Raw genomic sequence first — 15,736 nt, forward strand, 5'->3', positions numbered from 1 at the left:
TGAACATAGTGTTGCTGTTCGTCAAGATGAACAAAAGACCGATATAGGAAACATGACTGTGGCAGATGTGATTTCAAACCTTAACCATTCCCCGATTGCTCTGCTGGCACAGGCGCTGCGGCGGGAAAGAGAAAAAGCTGGTATCACCGTTACCGAACTGGCGAAGCGGGCGGGAATTGCAAAGTCCACGCTTTCGCAGCTGGAAAACGGTCTGGGAAATCCAGGCCTGGAAACGCTGTGGTCACTGGCGATGGCGCTGGATGTTCCCGTCAGCCGGCTGATCGCCCAGCCGCGTCAGCAGGTGCAGGTGATTCGCGCCGGAGAAGGCACGCCGCTGGTTTCCGGTCAGGCGAACTATGTTGCAACGCTGCTGGCCGCATGCCCGGTGGGGGCGCAGCGCGATATCTACCGCCTCAGCGTGCAGCCCGGCGAACCGCGCCTGTCGGAACCGCATCAGCCGGGGACGCTGGAACATGTGATCCTTTGCAGCGGCCGCGCACGGATCGGGCCTGCGGAGCAGTGGGTTGAACTCAGCGCGGGCGATTACATCAGCTATTCTGCCGACTGCCCCCATATTTTTGACGCTCTGGAAGCCAATACCACCGCCGTAATGCTGATTGAACTGGCCTGAGGATTGACCCGTCATCTTCATCAGATTTCGTTCTGCGTTATTTTTGTGACTCCAGACCTATTAAGTCTGGAGTCATATCGTGCAACGAGGTAAAATATGCTTTGAAATCACCGGCCTATCCCACTGTTGAAAAGAAGATGCCGGGTGAAATAAACACCGTTATCGCCGATCGTTGCCGGAAAAGCCGGTCGGCGTTGGGAAATATCGCCGGAACCGCGTATGGCTGAAAAACAGAAAACACCGCTTTTGCATTCGCCTCACGTTGGCCGCCACGTTTTGATCTGGCTGAACGAGGTACAAAACGCCTCGCTGATCCAGCTGGAGTCCGGCGAAGATGAGGGCAGCGTGCAGCAGGTGATGAAACTGTGGGTTCGCCTTTCGCTGCTGCAAACCCGTCGTCGTCCGGAAATCGCCGTTTCGTCTTTGCTGAAGCACGTACTGCCGGTTATTGGCCATCGATCTCTGAGCGGGGTGACCCGCCTGCAGCTCAACCGGCTGTTTAATATCCTGATTGCCGACGGTAAAAAAGAGGAAGCGCGGCGCGTTTTCTCTCTTTGTAAGCAGTTTCTCAGCTGGGCGGAAATTCAGGGATATCTCGACCATTCGCCGCTAAGTGCAATGAAAAAGCGCGATATTGCCGGAAGAAGCACACCGCCGGGAACCCGTACATTAAGCGATGCGGAAGTGTGGGTGTTCTGGCACGGGCTTGATGAGTGGGAGCTTTCCGAGCAGTGTCGCTGGGCGCTGAGGCTGTGCCTGCTGTCGGCGCGAAGGCCGGATGAAGTGGTGCAGGCGCGCAAGCAGGAGTTTAATCTGGAGTCCGGCATCTGGCGGCAGGGCGATCGAAATAAGTCGCAGCGCGAGCATATTCTGCCGATCACCCCAATGATGCGCACCTGCATCGATGCGCTATTGCGGGCCAGCCCGGAGGATTCCCCCTGGCTGGTGCCGTCACCAGTGACAGTGTCACGTCCTTTGTCGAAGGGAGCTATCACTCAGGCGCTGCGACGAATGATCCGTGCCGATCGCGGGCTGGGTCTGGAGCCGTTTACCACCCGCGACCTGCGCCGTACCGCGCGATCCCGGCTGGCGGCGCTGGATACGCCAAACGATGTGGCGCGTAAGATCATGAACCACGCGCTTGAAGGGATCGACCGCGTTTACGATACGCATAACTACCTGCCACAGATGCAGCAGGCGTTAAATGCGCTGTCCGACAGCATCAAAACCATTATTGCCGCGCCGTCTTATCATGCGCTGACTCACCGCTATCAGGGTGAAAAGCTGCATCTCAGCGAGCGCGCGCTGCTGTTTATGGAGCCTTAATCCACTCGTTACACCCTGAATCCGTGGCGTTTTGCCCGCCAGATCGTCCCCCAGGTGAGTCCCAGCAGGGTCAGTAACGTGGGGGCAAACAGACCCGGTCCGAACACGGTCAAAATCGCCGCGCCCGCCGCGCCGCCTCCGGCAATCGCGATATTCCATGCGGTGACCAGCATCGACTGCGCTACGTCGGCCGAGTCATCGGCGGTTTTCGCCAGCGCCGTCTGGAACAGCGAAGCCGCGCCGCCAAATGCCAGCCCCCACAGCACGACCGCCGAATATATCACCGCCGGGCTGCCGCCTCCCCACTGTAAAAGCACCATCGCCAGCGCGAACAGCAGTGTTGACAGCAGCGCGCCCGCCCGCAGCCAGCGGTCGATGGTAATGCCAACCAGCCAGATCCCCAGCAGGGAAGCAACGCCGAACACCAGCAGCACGGTGCTGATGCGATCTGCCATGCGAACCCCCTGTAAAAATGGGGCGATATAGGTATAGAGAATGTTATGCGCCAGCACAAAAACCAGCGTGGCCGTCAGCACCGATCGTACGCCGGGCAGGCGAAGTACGCCGGACAGCGGCAGTCTTTTTGCGGCGGGCTGGGCCGCAAAATCGGGCACGCTGACCGCGATCCACAGTATCAGCAGCAGGCTGAGTGCGGAAATCGCCATAAAGCAGCTGCGCCAGCCGATAATTCCACTGATAAACGTGCCCAGTGGAATACCGACAGACAGCGCCAGCGGAGTGCCGACCATCGCCAGTGAGATCGCGCGTCCTTTCAGCGACGGCTTGACCATTCTGGCGGCATAACCCGCAATCAGCGCCCACAGTAATCCGGCGGAAACACCGGCCAGAAACCGTGCGGCCAGCGTCAACAGGTAATCGCCGGACAGCGCCGTTACCGTATTGGCGACAATAAAACCGGACACCGCCGTCAGCAGTAGCGGCCTGCGGCGCAGACTTTGGGTAGCGACCGTCAGCGGAATCGCCGCCAGCAGAGATCCCAGCGCATACAGCGTCACCAGCTGGCCTGCGCTGGCGGTGGAAACGGACAGGCTGTTGCCGATCTCAGGCAACAGTCCGGCCGGTAACGCCTCGGTCAGAATGGTGATGAACCCGGCTAGTGCCAGGGCGAGCAGGGCGGAAACCGGCAACCGATCGCGTTCGATATACGCGGTGATCTCGCTGCTCATGCTGCCTCCCGGCCGGTAGCGGAAACACCGTAAACCGCATCGCGCAGATCGTTAACGAACTGCCCGGACATCCCTTCGCCCAGCGTATTGGTAAAGGCAATCACGCTCAGGTCCTGCTGCGGATCGACGAACCACGAATGGCCGTAGGCTCCCCCCCAGCGCCAGGTACCCGGTGACTCCGGCGAGGCGGCAAGGTCGGGATCACGCAGCACCGAGAAACCGAGGCCAAAACCGATGCCCGGTGAGCCTTCAAGCTCCAGGCCGTGCGTCCAGTCGCGGGACATTTCATCAACCAGCGTACGCGGCAGCAGCGTTTCTCCGTCGCGCAGCGCTTCCAGCAGGCGTAGAAAATCATCTGCCGTTCCGACCATTCCCGCACCCGCCGAAGGGAAAGCATCGGCATTGAAAATGCGTGCCGGGCTGTAATTAATGCCAACCACGTCGGGGAACGGCGGAACGATTTCACCTTCCTGCAGCCGATGCGGTTGGGGCCGATCATTGACGTAGGCGCACGCGACGCGCTGTGGTTCCGTACTGTAAAAATCCGTGTCGCGCATCGCCAGCGGTTCGGTAATCAGCTCGCTAACTGCCGTATTCAGCGTGGTTCCGTGGACGCGTGCGACCAGCGCGCCCAGAACATCGGTCGCCAGTGAGTACGCCCAGCTGCTGCCGGGTGCAAACTGCAACGGCACGCGGGCAATGCGCCGCAGGTTTTCATCCAGCGATATATCAGAAGAATCCATGCCGTCGGAAACGCCCGCCGTCGCATAGGGGCCCTGTTCATCGCGCTCGAAAAAGCGATAGCCCAGACCGGCGGTGTGGCTCAGCAACTGGCGGGCGGTGATGGTTGCCGGGCCGCCGTCGGCCAGCGTTGGGGTAAACTCCGGCAGCCAGCGGCTGACCGGGCTGTCCAGATCGAGCTGGCCACGCGCAACCAGCACCAGCGCGGCGGCAGAGACAATCGGCTTACTGACCGAGGCCAGGCGGAATAGCGTTTCCGGGGTCATGGCGCGGTTGTTTTCCCGGTCGGCCAGTCCGGCGGCCTGGCGGTAAATAATGCGGCCATGTCGGGCAATCAGCACAACCGCGCCCACCAGTCTCTGCTGGTCCAGGGCCTGTTGAATGACCGCGCCGACGCGATCTGAAAGCGATGCCGTAACCGGCGGAATAAGGCTGTTGCTCATCTGGAATTCCTTAAATCAGTGAATGTCCGACTACCTTAATCAGTGACGTATTAAAGAAAAAGTGGGGTATAGTTCAGTAAACCCGTGAATAAATTTCGTTAATCGGCAGGTGAAAATGGACAGCTTCAGCGGTGTGACGGTGTTTGTGCAGGTGGCGGAAAGCCGCAGTTTCGTGACGGCGGGTCGCCAGCTGGGGCTTTCTGCTTCGGCGGTCAGCAAAAGCGTTGCCCGGCTGGAGGAAAAGCTGGGCGTCCGGCTGTTTCATCGCAGCACACGCAGCATGACGCTGACGGCTGAAGGATCGCTGTTTCTGGAGCGAAGTCGGCGCATTATCGGTGAGATGGAGGCCGCACAGCTTGAGTTGTCGCAGGTTGCGGGAAAACCGGCGGGACGCCTGCGCATCAGCCTGCCGCAGGTCAGCCCGCTGCTGCTGCCGGTGCTGGGCGATTTTATGGCGCGCTACCCGGATATCGAGCTGGATCTGGATTTCAGTGACAGAATGGTGGAGGTGATTGAGGAAGGGTTTGATGCGGTGATCCGCACCGGGCAGCCGATGGATTCCCGTTTGTCGGCCAGAAAGCTGGGTAATTTCACCATGAAAATCGTTGCCTCTCCCGGCTATCTTGCCCGTTACGGCACGCCGGAAAATCCCGGCGATCTGCTGCGTCACCGCTGCATGCACTACCGTTTCCCGTACAGCGGAAAGCTGGAAAAATGGGAGCTTGGCAGTGAAGTGGAGCTGAATCTGCCAATTTCCATGGTATGCAATAATATCGAAACCCGGGTGTGCTTTGCTCTCAAGGGGTTAGGTATTGCTTTTCTGCCGGAATTTGCGATTAACAATCTGATTGCGGAAGGGCAGCTGGTGACCCTGTTGGACGATATTGATAAGCGCAGAGGGGTGTTCCATATCCTCTGGCCCGCCAGCAAGCACGCATCGCCGAAGATACGTGCGCTGGTCGATTTCCTGAGCGACAGGGTGTTTGCTAACGGCAAAGCGGAAAGTCTTTAAACGCACGGTGGCTATCGCCTGTCGGTCAGGATGTCGCTGATTAGCCGCTTCAGTCAGTCTCATTCCCCGCCGGGCCGATCGACATATCCGGCCGTGGATTCAGCAGTCCTGTCCCATCATTCAGCGAATCCAGTACGCTACGGCGGGTCATCTGGCAGGCGAGTTCTGCCGCGTCGAACAGCGTTAACCCCTTCAGCAGCAGGGCGGTCAGCTGCGCGGTAAACATATCGCCGGTGCCTTTAGGCGCACCGTCGTAGGCCTCATGCTCGATGATATGCACGGCCTCTGCGGTCACGCAGATAACACGCAGTGTTTTCCCCGTTTCGCCGCGGGCGGCACTGGTGACGATAATCCACTGAGTTTGCTGGTTTAGCAGCGTTCGGGCCGCAGAGATTACATCATCGTCGTTTTCCAGCGTTTTGCCACTCAGGCAGGCCAGCTCAAAACGGTTGGGTGTCAGGCCCGTTGCCATCGGTGCCAGACTGTCGCGATACCACTCCAGCAGCGCCGGATCGACGTAGTAGCCGCAGTCGTCGTCACCCATAACCGGATCGATAATCACCATCGCATCCGGATTTGTCCGCAGCGTATCAGGCAGCCAGCGGCTGACTTCCCCGGCTTTGCCGGTGCTGCCCAGGTAGCCGGTAATAATGGCGCGCAGCTGCGCATCCTGCCCGCGATCGTGTAGCCCCTGAAGGAAACCATGGAACCAGTCTGATGAAATCTCACCGCCGAAGCAGCTGGGATAGTCGGGGGTATTGCTGAGTAAAAAAGTGGGTACGGCCAGAACCTGCCAGCCGTGGCTTTCCAGCACAGGCTTGGCAATGCTGTTGCCGACGGTGCCGTAAATGACCTGCGACTGGATCGAGATAATATCCGCGTTTTTTTCCGGGCGGCGCTTTTTCAGCTGGGCCGGGGTGATGCCAGGTATCATAAGATTATTTCTCCGTTGGCCAGAAGTGATCGTCAGGCAGTGACCGCGCGCCGAAAATCGCCTGTCCGACCCGCACGACGGTCGCACCTTCTTCTATCGCGATTTCGAAATCTCCCGACATGCCCATCGACAGCGCCAGCTGCTGTGCATCACCGAGGCGATCCCGCAGCGTTCGCAGCCGGACAAAACAGGCCCGCACGCGTGCGGCGTTGGAACTGAATTCGGCGAGCGTCATCAGGCCGCGCACGCGCAGGGTATCCAGTCCCTGAATTTTCTGCATAAATTCGCCAGCAGCATCGGGATGCAGTCCGTATTTGCTCGGTTCATTTGAGGTATTCACTTGTATAAATACATCCAGTGCCCGGCCTTCCGCCTGCAGGCGGCGGTCAAGTGCCTCTGCGGTATGCAGACTGCCCAGCGCCTGAAATTCACTGGCAAAGCGGGCAACCAGCTTCGCTTTATTGGTTTGCAGATGACCGATAACCGACCATCTGAGATCGGTTAAGTCGGCCATCGCCTGCGATTTTCCCCATGCCTCCTGAACTTTATTCTCGCCCAGCAGGGTGCAGCCTGCCTGATGCGCCAGGCGAATGTGGGCTTCATCCATGGTTTTACTGACCGGCAGCAGCCGCACTTCGGAAGGATCGCGCCCGGCGCGCAGGCAGGCGCTGTCGATCCGTGCCTGAACCGCAGCCAGGTTATGGCGGAAATCCTCAACGCTTTCCGCCTGCGGCCAGCGGTTATGCATCTCATGACGCGGCTGCGTGTGCTTCGCGACAGCCGGATCGAAAGGGGAACTCTGGTGTGTTTTCATAACGGATAGACAACTCATCGGCAGTGAATTAACATTGTCCTAGGCTAAACTTAATTTTGTCACAGTTCAATGAAGATAAACGGTAAAACAGCAGGTGAAATTTTCGACAGCATTCGATCTCTGGTACATGCCCGCGAGCTGACACCGGGAATGCTGCTTCCTTCCGTCCGGGAGCTGGCAAATGAGCTGGGGGTCAATCGCAATACGGTTGCACTGGCTTATAAACGGCTAACTGATGCGGGTTTTGCGCTCTCGCAGGGGCGTAACGGCACCATTATTCGCGACGCCGTATCTGACGTTGAGCTGGAGGGGAGCACCGCCGGCCTGACTTTAAAGGATCTTGCCAGCGGTAATCCTTCCCCCGACGTTCTGCCAAAACTTCACGACTTCGTGACCTTTATCCGCAGTTCGCCAAGCCTTTACGGTGAAGCCACTATTCGCCCTGAACTGGAAGAGGCAGGGCGTGAATGGTTACAGGCTGACTTATCAACCCACTTCGAACTGAATCTGACCAGCGGTGCGGTCGATGCGGTAGAGCGCGTGCTGGCAACCTGGCTGATTGCCGGCGATAGGGTGGCGGTGGAAGATCCCTGCTTTCTCAGCAGTATCAGCACGCTGAAACATAACCGCCTGCAGGTTTGCCCGGTGCCGGTCGATACTGAGGGAATGCAGCCTGAAGCGCTGGCTAGCCAGCTGGAAACCGGCGTGAAGGCGGTCATTATTACCCCGCGCGCACACAATCCTACCGGTTACGGCTTGAGTTCTGGCAGAGCCGCACAGATCCGTACCCTGCTGGAAAGCTATCCGCAGGTGCTGGTGATCGTGGACGACCATTTTTCTCTGCTTTCCACGCAGGATTATCATCATGTTATTCCGCTTAATACGCAAAACTGGGTGCTGATCCGCTCGACGTCGAAATTTCTCGGGCCTGATTTTCGGCTGGCTTTCGTCGCCAGCGATGGAGAGACCTCCGCCCGCCTGCGGCAGCGGCTTAATACCGGCACCAACTGGGTCAGTCATATTCTTCAGGACCTGGCCGGCGCATCCATAACGTCGCCACAGTTCCGCCAGACGATTGAGCAAGCGCGCCAGCGCTATCAGCAGCAGCGGGAAGGATTAGTGACGGCATTAAAACGTTACGGTGTCACTATTTCGTCACAGCATGACGGACTGAATATCTGGGTTCCGCTTGTTGGTGACACATCGGCCATTGTCATGCAGCTGGCTCAGCGTGGATGGCTGGTCAGGGGCGGGGATTCCTTTGCGCTCGGCGGTAGCAGTAGCGGTCTGCGGATTACCGTCTCCGATCTTAACCCGGCGGAAACCGAACAGATTGCGCAGTCTCTGGCAGCGATCCTCTCTGCATCGCGCCAGACTTTTATCCCTCAGCTGGCCTGAAACGGGCCTGTATAACGATCAACGGAGTTACCTGCAATGCGCGTACATTTCATCGTACATGAAAGTTTTGAAGCCCCGGGCGCTTATGAAACCTGGGCCAGAGAGCGTGGCCATGATGTGACCTTTTCCCGGGTCTACGCCGGCGATCCGCTACCGAAGGCCGTCACCGATATTGATTTTCTGATCGTGATGGGCGGCCCGCAGGACCCGGCAACCACACCCGAAGCGTGCCCGCACTTTGATTCCAAAGGTGAACAGGTGCTGATTGCGTCGGCTATCAAAGCGGGCAAAGCGGTTATCGGTATCTGTCTCGGTTCGCAGCTGATTGGCGAAGCGCTGAGTGCGCCGTTTGCCCACAGCCCGGAAAAAGAGATCGGCAAGTTCCCTATCTTCCTGACCGATGCCGCAGCGGAGGATACGCTGTTTTCACATTTCGGCCAGACGCTGGAAGTCGGGCACTGGCATAACGATATGCCGGGCCTGACGCCCGATGCGCGCATCATCGCCTACAGCGAAGGGTGCCCGCGACAGATTGTGGCCTATTCCGATCGCGTCTTCGGCTTCCAGTGCCATATGGAACTGACGCCCGAAGTGGTTGAATTGCTCATTGCCCACTCTGAAAACGATCTCAGCCGCGCGGCTGAATTTCGTTTTGTGAATACACCGGATGAGCTGCGCGCCCATGACTACCGGGCGATGAACCAGGTGCTGTACACCTTCCTCGATAAGCTGGCCGAGCGTTATACAACAGTGAAAGCCTGATACACCCGCCCGGTTTGGATAAATACCGGGCAGATTCTCCCGCCCCGGGCGAAGCGCAGCCCGGAACGCGGCCATCTGTGTTAAATTACTGCCGTTACCCGCTACAGCCGAAGAGAAAAAATGAATACGCCGCTCAGCCGCACCACCCGTGAAATGAAAAAGAGCAATATCGCGCTGGTGATCGGCATGCTGAAATCCCTTGGCACGGCAACCAAGGGCGAGCTGGCGCAGCAAACCGGATTGAGCAGCGCTACCTGCGGGGCGGTACTCAATGAGCTGACCCTTACCGGAGAGGTGCTGGCGCTGGAGTTTGAAGCATCGCGCGGTGGTCGCCCGGCACAACGTTATGCCTGCAATCCGGATTTTTTCTCCGTCCTGAGCCTGTACGCGGCGGGAAGCGATGCCCGTGCTGAACTGGTGTGGGCGGTCAGTTCGGCCACCGGCAATCTGCTGGATCAGGGAGAGATGCCGTTTCTGCCGCTGATGGTGGAAACCTTCGACACCCTGATTGCCTCTCTGCTGGCGAAGTATCCCGGCGTGCGGGTCATTGGCATCGGGCTGCCCGGCGTGGTGGTGGACGATGTGGTGGGATACTGTGATATCTCGCTGTTTAGCGGGTTGCCGATTGCAGCGCGCACCGCGCGGCAAACCGGCTGCTTTACCCAGGCGGGCAACGATCTGAACTACACGGTATGGGGCTTTTACCGCAGCAGCTGTGCGGGCGTCAGTGCACCGGTAGCCTATCTCTATAAACCCGATGTTCACTACCCCGGCTGCGGCATGGTGATTGATGGCAAAGTGCTGACCGGCGTCAGTAATTTTGCCGGTGAGGTGCTGCATCTGCCGTTTAACGTCGAAGGCGAACCGCCGCTGGTGGAAGGCATGGCCAAAACCCTGGTTTCGCTGACGGCGCTGATTAACCCGCGTACCGTCGCGGTGGCGGGGGATAATATTCGCGCTGACCATCTGCCGGAGATGAGAGAAATCTGTCTGCGGTACGTTCCGGAAAAACATCTGCCTGAACTGATTTACCGTGACTCCATTCGCCAGGACTATCTGCAGGGCATTGCCGATCGCACCCTGCAACAGTACAACTACCATCGTTTGTACGCGGAGTAACGCCGCATTTCTTTCCGATAATTTCCCGTTCCCCGATTGACATTTTTTTCGCCATCGTAATAATACCGAGTTATTAAAAGACTTTTAATAAGTATAATCACAAACGAAGGAACCTCTGATTATGTCGATGCAAAACACGATGGTGGGGGTGGACAGCTCCGCACGTCGGGCCTCCACGCGGGCAATATTTCTTGTCACCGGGATGGCAATGGGTCTGTGGGCGGCGCTGGTTCCCTATGCGCAGCTGCGTACGGGGGCCGAAGCCGGGGATCTGGGGTTGCTGCTGCTGTGCCTCGGGGGCGGTTCGCTGATTGCGATGCTGGCTTCCGGGCGGATTATCGGGCGGCTGGGTTGCCGCGCGGTGATCGTCGCCGGGGTGCTGCTGTATTGCCTGACGCTGCCTTTACTGGCGGTATTCAGCGATATCCGTCTGCTGGCGCTGAGCCTGTTGATTTTCGGCATGGGCGTCGGCCTGACCGATGTGGCGATGAACGTTCAGGGTACGCTGGTTGAGCAGGCGGCAAATAAGCCGTTGATGTCAGGCTTCCACTGCCTGTGGAGCGTTGGCGGAATTGCCGGGGCGGGCGGTGGGGCGCTGCTGCTGGGGTCCGGCTTCTCGCCGCTGGGGGCCGCGCTCTGCACCGTGGCGCTGGTGGTACTGGTGACGCTGGGCTTCCTGTCGTCACTGCTGCCGACCGGTGGGGAGGAGGAGCAGTCTGAAGGCGGTAAAGCGCGGCCTAATTTCCGCCTGGTATTGATGGCGGTTATGGCGATGATTTGCTTTATGGCCGAAGGTGCCATCCTCGACTGGAGCGGTATTTTTATCACCCAGGAGCGCGGCATGGCGGTTGAACACGCCGGGTGGGGCTTTGCAGCGTTTGCTATCGCTATGTCTCTGATGCGTCTGACCGGCGATGTGGTCGTCACCGCGCTGGGCCGCAAGCGGGTGCTGATAATCGGCGGTGTGCTGGGTATCGTTGGCTATCTGCTGACGGTGTTGACTGACGGCTGGGCGATGTCGCTGTTTGGCTTCGCGCTGGTCGGCATTGGCGCGGCGAATATTGTCCCGGTGCTGATTACCCTGGCGGGTCAGGAAAAAGTGATGCCGGTTAACCGTTCGGTAGCGATGGTGGCCACACTGGGTTACTTCGGCGTGCTGGGCGGACCGGCGCTGATTGGCTGGGTGGCGCATCTTTCCAATCTTTATGTGGCGTTTTCGCTGGTGGCTCTGAGTTTCCTGATTATCGTGCTGGGCGCCCTGAAACTGAAATATTAACGATTACCTGAGTGGCAACGTGCCGGCCGGGTCTTTCGTACCGGCTTTTTTTAAATTGCAGGGAGATAAAATGATTAAGCTTGTGGCCGTGGATATGGATGGAACTTTCCTAAACAGTCAGGGGGATTATGCGCGTCAGCGCTTTGCAGAACAGTACCAGCAGCTTAAAGAGCGAGATATCAAATTCGTGGTTGCCAGCGGCAATCAGTACTACCAGCTGAAAAGCTTCTTTCCCGATATTGATGCCGAGCTGGCCTACGTGGCGGAAAACGGTGCCTATATTGTTGATAAGCAGCGGGAAATCTATTGCGGAAGCCTGCCGGAGGCCGAGGTTAAACGCGTGATCGAAGTGATAAGCCGCATTGAGGGCGTGAACTTCCTGGTCTGCGGCCGGAAATGGGCCTGGATGCTGGCCAGCGCCGGCGAGGCGTTCTTCAATGAGATGCGGGTTTACTACCATATGCTGGAGAAAATCGACAGCTATGACCAGATTGACGACACCGTGTTTAAATTCGCGCTCAGCTACGTTGAGGATGACGTCAGCGCGCTGATGGCGCGGATTGCTGAAGAGGTGGGGGATATCGTCACGCCGGTCTCCAGCGGCCACGGCTCCGTTGACCTGATTATCCCCGGCAATCATAAAGCGAACGGCATCCGCCGTATCCAGCAAATTTACGGCGTTGCGGATAACGAAGTGCTGGCCTTTGGCGACGGCGGCAACGATCTGGAAATGCTGAGACATGCCGGATTTGGCTTTGCTATGGCGAACGGTTCACCGGCAGCGAAAGAGGCTGCGTGCTATGCGGCACCGGCTAACGATGAAGAGGGGGTTTTAGCGGTCATTGATGACATGCTGCTGGGGCATGCGCCGTTTAACGCCTGAAGGTGAAAATACGGGAGCCGCAATGCTCCCGTTTCACCAATCTGAGATTTGATAACCTCACGCTACCAGCGTTGATGCACCCACGGTGCGATTTTTTCCTGGTAAAGCTGCTTCAGCGCGGCCATGGTTTCCTCTGACAGCGCGTCGACGCCGCTCGCCTGGGCGTTAGCCTGTGACTGTGCTCTGTTTTTAGAGCCTGGGATCACCACGGTGACATCTTCATTCATCAGTATCCAGCGCAGAGCAAACATCGCCATCGTCACGTCACCGGTAATGAAACGGCGGATGTCCTCTACGGCATCCAGCGCCACCTCATAAGGCACGCCGGAGAACGTTTCCCCTTTATCGAAGGCTTCACCATTGCGGTTAAATGCCCGGTGATCGTCGGCGGCAAATGCGGTGGCGGCGTTCATTTTACCGGTCAACAAACCGGAAGCCAGCGGCACGCGGGCGATGATGCCAACGTCACGTCGCTTCGCTTCCCGCAGCAGCAGTTCGGCAGGGCGCTGCCGGAAGATGTTATAAATCAGCTGAATAGAGGCAACGTTTGGGTATTCCAGCGCCTTCAGACCCTCTTCGACTTTTTCAACCGACACGCCATAGCTGCGTATTTTCCCGGCGGCAATCATCTCATCCATCACGGTAAAAACTTCCGGCGTGTAGTAAATTTCCGTCGGCGGGCAGTGCAGCTGCACCAGATCCAGCGTATCCATTTGCAGATTAACCCGTGAGCGGTCAACAAACTCGTTGAGGTTTTTTTCGGTATAGCCGGAAGCCTGATGCGGAGAAAGCCGGCGGCCGAGCTTGGTGGCGATAAACGGGCGTTCGCCGCCGCGCTGGTTCAGCACGCTGGCGATGATTTTTTCCGAACGCCCGTCGCCGTAAACATCGGCGGTATCAATAAAGTCGATCCCGGCATCCAGTGCGGCATTCAGCGCTTCTTCCGCGTCTTCAACGCTGACTTCACCCCAGGTTCCGCCAATCGCCCAGGCACCAAAACCAATTTCCGACACCTTCTGGCCGGTTTTTCCCAGCGTTCTGTGTTTCATCTTGTTATTCCTTACCGTTATTGACTGAAAAGGGCGGCTGCAACTCGGCAAGCCGGGTACAAAATTGGGTGTGTGAAGGAGCTTAGCGTTTACCCGCCGGGATCTCTCGTGGTAAAAGATGAATGGAGTTCACTCAAGCAGTTAGTAGTATTCATTATAAACAGGAAACCACCGCGCCGCTTGCGGCTCGATAAGTTGATAAAAAGGGGCGAAGCGTATCGAAGAAATAGATGTCAGAGACATCAGAATGCGTGGGGTAATATGCACTTAGCCTAAAAAACGCTATGTTAGTTACGATGATAAGAGGTAGTATATTAATACTTTTAATGTTACGTATTCTTTTTATGTTATTTCTATGGTGGGGTGCATGCTAAAATTAAAGAAATATATCTTTCTGATTTTGTTTGTTAATTTATTAAATATTCCTTTTTCACATGGAGTTGAAAATGACGGTAGTAATGTAAGCCCAGCAGAGAAAAAAGAATATTTGAACAATGAGAGTTATGAAATACATAAGCAACTGTCTTTGCTGAGAGATGAAGTTGATAACCTCACAGCAAAAAATAACGAATTAAATTTGATTGTCTCTAAAAACAACGCTGCTTTTGATGATGCCAGTAAGTTAACGTTGAAAAATGAGGCGAGCATAAATGGAATGTACAGTTATGTGTCGTGGTGTCTGGGTTTAATCAGTTTCTTAACAGCGGTGTTAACTATTTCCATCGTTATATTAACTGTGGATAGATATCTTAAAAACAGTAAGATGCTTGATGAATTCAAAAAGATGGCTGAAAAGTACATTAATGAAAATAACGATCTTTTAAACGAATCAGCAAAAAAATGGATGAGTGACAATGAAGATGTTTATATTAAAAGGATAGCGTTAGAAATAAATCGCGTTCATCTGATTTCTGAAATAAAGAATAAAGATTCATCATCAAATGACAATGGGGTATCAAATGAAGCATCGAGAACAACCTCCTCTTTTGATGGGTCTAATGCTGCAGTTAATAATCAAGTTAAAAATAAAGATGAGTATTTCCCTCGCGGGGAGAGTGCAGACAGATCGGAAAGTGAAACTGGCAGTGATAGCGCGGGTGCTTCGGATGTTGATATTGTCATTCAGATGTTTAACTCTGTATCCGATGCTGAAGGCGAAAAACAACGGCAGGGATATCGCGAACTTATTGAAAAATATGGCTTACATGAAGACAGCGCTGTTCAAATACGCGTTGCCAGCGCAATGTTCAACCTGGCTGCCGGTAGTGAAGACGAGGAAGAACGACAGGGTTATCGTGAGTTAATTGAGTGCTTTGGTTCACACGAAGACGATGCTATTCAGTTACAGGTTGCCCGGGCGATGTTTAACCTGGCTTTTGAAGCTGAAGGCGAAGAAAAGCGTCAGGGTTATCGGGTACTTATCAATCGCTTTGGTTCACACAAAGACGATGCTATTCAGTTACAGGTTGCCCGGTCGATGTACAACCTGGCATTTGAAGCTGAAGGCGAAGAAAAGCGTCAGATTTATCAGGAACTTATCAATCGCTTTGGTTCACATAAAAACGATGCTGTTCAGTTACAGGTTGCCCGGTCGATGTATAACCTGGCTCTTGCATCTAAGGGAGAAGAGGAACGTCAGGGTTATCGTGAACTTATTAACCGCTTTGGTTCACACAAAGACGGCGCTATTCAGCTACGGGTTGCCCGGTCGATGTTCAACCTGGCCCTTGAAACTGAAGGCGAAGAAAAGTGTCAGGGTTATCGGGAACTGATCAAGCGATTTGGTTCACATAAAGACGATGCTATTCAGGTACAGGTTGCCCGGGCGATGTACAACCTGGCTCTTGAAGCTGAAGGCGAAGAAAAGTGTCAGGGTTATCGGGAACTGATCAACCGATTTGGTTCACACGAAGACGATGCTATTCAGTTACAGGTTGCCCGGGCGATGTTCAATCTGGCTCTTCAATCTAAAGGAGAAGATGAGCGTCAGGGTTATCGCGAGGTTATCGAACGCTATGGTGCATATACAGACAATGACATTCAGTTGCAGGTTGCGCGGGCGATGTTTAACCTGGCTATTGCATCTAAGGGAGAAGAGGAACGTCAGGGTTATCGTGAACTTATTAACCGCTTTGGTTCACACAAAGACGGCGCTATTCAG

At 55.8% G+C, this 15,736-nt stretch carries 14 protein-coding genes; 9 read left to right on the forward strand and 5 right to left on the reverse strand.

Annotated features, from left to right (window positions below; genetic code table 11):
* Positions 1 to 52 precede the first annotated feature (52 nt).
* Together IBT47_RS04145 and IBT47_RS04150 are read left to right on the forward strand one after the other, a co-directional pair.
* On the forward strand, positions 53 to 631 hold the full coding sequence (locus IBT47_RS04145; RefSeq protein ID WP_200559293.1) for a helix-turn-helix domain-containing protein: 579 nt from the start codon (positions 53 to 55) through the stop codon (positions 629 to 631).
* A gap of 219 nt (positions 632 to 850) precedes the next feature.
* Positions 851 to 1,957: a site-specific integrase gene (locus tag IBT47_RS04150; protein ID WP_200559295.1), complete on the forward strand. Its 1,107-nt coding sequence runs from the start codon at positions 851 to 853 to the stop codon at positions 1,955 to 1,957.
* Between the two features lie 8 nt (positions 1,958 to 1,965).
* Here the strand turns inward: IBT47_RS04150 and IBT47_RS04155 are convergent, their stop codons facing one another.
* Positions 1,966 to 3,144 (reverse strand): MFS transporter, encoded by a 1,179-nt coding sequence (locus IBT47_RS04155; RefSeq protein ID WP_200559321.1) that lies wholly within the window; start codon positions 3,142 to 3,144, stop codon positions 1,966 to 1,968.
* A complete protein-coding gene (locus IBT47_RS04160) occupies positions 3,141 to 4,328 on the reverse strand; it encodes a serine hydrolase (protein ID WP_200559323.1) in 1,188 nt (395 codons plus the stop codon). The genes IBT47_RS04155 and IBT47_RS04160 overlap by 4 nt, the downstream gene beginning before the upstream one ends.
* A gap of 115 nt (positions 4,329 to 4,443) precedes the next feature.
* Between IBT47_RS04160 and IBT47_RS04165 the strand changes: the two genes are divergently transcribed.
* Positions 4,444 to 5,340 (forward strand): LysR family transcriptional regulator, encoded by an 897-nt coding sequence (locus IBT47_RS04165; RefSeq protein WP_200559325.1) that lies wholly within the window; start codon positions 4,444 to 4,446, stop codon positions 5,338 to 5,340.
* Positions 5,341 to 5,389: 49 nt separating this feature from the next.
* Here the strand turns inward: IBT47_RS04165 and IBT47_RS04170 are convergent, their stop codons facing one another.
* Together IBT47_RS04170 and IBT47_RS04175 are read right to left on the reverse strand one after the other, a co-directional pair.
* On the reverse strand, positions 5,390 to 6,274 hold the full coding sequence (locus IBT47_RS04170; protein WP_200559327.1) for a PfkB family carbohydrate kinase: 885 nt from the start codon (positions 6,272 to 6,274) through the stop codon (positions 5,390 to 5,392).
* Positions 6,275 to 6,278: 4 nt separating this feature from the next.
* A complete protein-coding gene (locus tag IBT47_RS04175; protein ID WP_234471687.1) occupies positions 6,279 to 7,088 on the reverse strand; it encodes a YggS family pyridoxal phosphate-dependent enzyme in 810 nt (269 codons plus the stop codon).
* A gap of 69 nt (positions 7,089 to 7,157) precedes the next feature.
* Between IBT47_RS04175 and ptsJ the strand changes: the two genes are divergently transcribed.
* From ptsJ to IBT47_RS04200, 5 genes are all read left to right on the forward strand, one after another.
* The gene (gene ptsJ, locus IBT47_RS04180) at positions 7,158 to 8,486 is read left to right on the forward strand and encodes a transcriptional regulator PtsJ (protein WP_200559329.1); all 1,329 of its coding nucleotides are present in this window, start codon (positions 7,158 to 7,160) and stop codon (positions 8,484 to 8,486) included.
* A 36-nt stretch (positions 8,487 to 8,522) separates the two neighbouring features.
* Positions 8,523 to 9,248, forward strand: coding sequence for a type 1 glutamine amidotransferase (locus IBT47_RS04185; protein WP_200559343.1), 726 nt, complete (start codon positions 8,523 to 8,525; stop codon positions 9,246 to 9,248).
* A gap of 120 nt (positions 9,249 to 9,368) precedes the next feature.
* Complete coding sequence (locus tag IBT47_RS04190) at positions 9,369 to 10,367, forward strand: ROK family protein (RefSeq protein WP_105591706.1); 999 nt, start codon at positions 9,369 to 9,371, stop codon at positions 10,365 to 10,367.
* A gap of 121 nt (positions 10,368 to 10,488) precedes the next feature.
* Positions 10,489 to 11,643 (forward strand): MFS transporter, encoded by a 1,155-nt coding sequence (locus tag IBT47_RS04195; protein ID WP_200559345.1) that lies wholly within the window; start codon positions 10,489 to 10,491, stop codon positions 11,641 to 11,643.
* Between the two features lie 70 nt (positions 11,644 to 11,713).
* Positions 11,714 to 12,526 (forward strand): Cof-type HAD-IIB family hydrolase, encoded by an 813-nt coding sequence (locus IBT47_RS04200; RefSeq protein ID WP_200559347.1) that lies wholly within the window; start codon positions 11,714 to 11,716, stop codon positions 12,524 to 12,526.
* A gap of 62 nt (positions 12,527 to 12,588) precedes the next feature.
* Here the strand turns inward: IBT47_RS04200 and IBT47_RS04205 are convergent, their stop codons facing one another.
* Positions 12,589 to 13,575 carry an aldo/keto reductase gene (locus tag IBT47_RS04205; RefSeq protein WP_200559349.1) on the reverse strand — a complete coding sequence of 329 codons (987 nt, stop codon included), beginning with the start codon at positions 13,573 to 13,575 and terminating at the stop codon, positions 12,589 to 12,591.
* Between the two features lie 367 nt (positions 13,576 to 13,942).
* Between IBT47_RS04205 and IBT47_RS04210 the strand changes: the two genes are divergently transcribed.
* Positions 13,943 to 15,736, forward strand: a 1,794-nt coding sequence (locus IBT47_RS04210; RefSeq protein WP_200559351.1) for a hypothetical protein, incomplete at its 3' end; no start/stop codon positions are given.

Source organism: Erwinia sp. S43, assembly GCF_016624745.1.
Classification (GTDB): Bacteria; Pseudomonadota; Gammaproteobacteria; order Enterobacterales; family Enterobacteriaceae; genus Erwinia; species Erwinia coffeiphila.

What these genes read in the sequence shown, in the direction of transcription:
- IBT47_RS04145 (WP_200559293.1), top strand. Translation starts at nt 53, where the DNA reads ATGACTGTGGCAGATGTGATTTCAAACCTTAACCATTCCCCGATTGCT.
- IBT47_RS04150 (WP_200559295.1), top strand. Translation starts at nt 851, where the DNA reads ATGGCTGAAAAACAGAAAACACCGCTTTTGCATTCGCCTCACGTTGGC.
- IBT47_RS04155 (WP_200559321.1), bottom strand. Translation starts at nt 3,144, where the DNA reads ATGAGCAGCGAGATCACCGCGTATATCGAACGCGATCGGTTGCCGGTT.
- IBT47_RS04160 (WP_200559323.1), bottom strand. Translation starts at nt 4,328, where the DNA reads ATGAGCAACAGCCTTATTCCGCCGGTTACGGCATCGCTTTCAGATCGC.
- IBT47_RS04165 (WP_200559325.1), top strand. Translation starts at nt 4,444, where the DNA reads ATGGACAGCTTCAGCGGTGTGACGGTGTTTGTGCAGGTGGCGGAAAGC.
- IBT47_RS04170 (WP_200559327.1), bottom strand. Translation starts at nt 6,274, where the DNA reads ATGATACCTGGCATCACCCCGGCCCAGCTGAAAAAGCGCCGCCCGGAA.
- IBT47_RS04175 (WP_234471687.1), bottom strand. Translation starts at nt 7,088, where the DNA reads ATGAAAACACACCAGAGTTCCCCTTTCGATCCGGCTGTCGCGAAGCAC.
- ptsJ (WP_200559329.1), top strand. Translation starts at nt 7,158, where the DNA reads ATGAAGATAAACGGTAAAACAGCAGGTGAAATTTTCGACAGCATTCGA.
- IBT47_RS04185 (WP_200559343.1), top strand. Translation starts at nt 8,523, where the DNA reads ATGCGCGTACATTTCATCGTACATGAAAGTTTTGAAGCCCCGGGCGCT.
- IBT47_RS04190 (WP_105591706.1), top strand. Translation starts at nt 9,369, where the DNA reads ATGAATACGCCGCTCAGCCGCACCACCCGTGAAATGAAAAAGAGCAAT.
- IBT47_RS04195 (WP_200559345.1), top strand. Translation starts at nt 10,489, where the DNA reads ATGTCGATGCAAAACACGATGGTGGGGGTGGACAGCTCCGCACGTCGG.
- IBT47_RS04200 (WP_200559347.1), top strand. Translation starts at nt 11,714, where the DNA reads ATGATTAAGCTTGTGGCCGTGGATATGGATGGAACTTTCCTAAACAGT.
- IBT47_RS04205 (WP_200559349.1), bottom strand. Translation starts at nt 13,575, where the DNA reads ATGAAACACAGAACGCTGGGAAAAACCGGCCAGAAGGTGTCGGAAATT.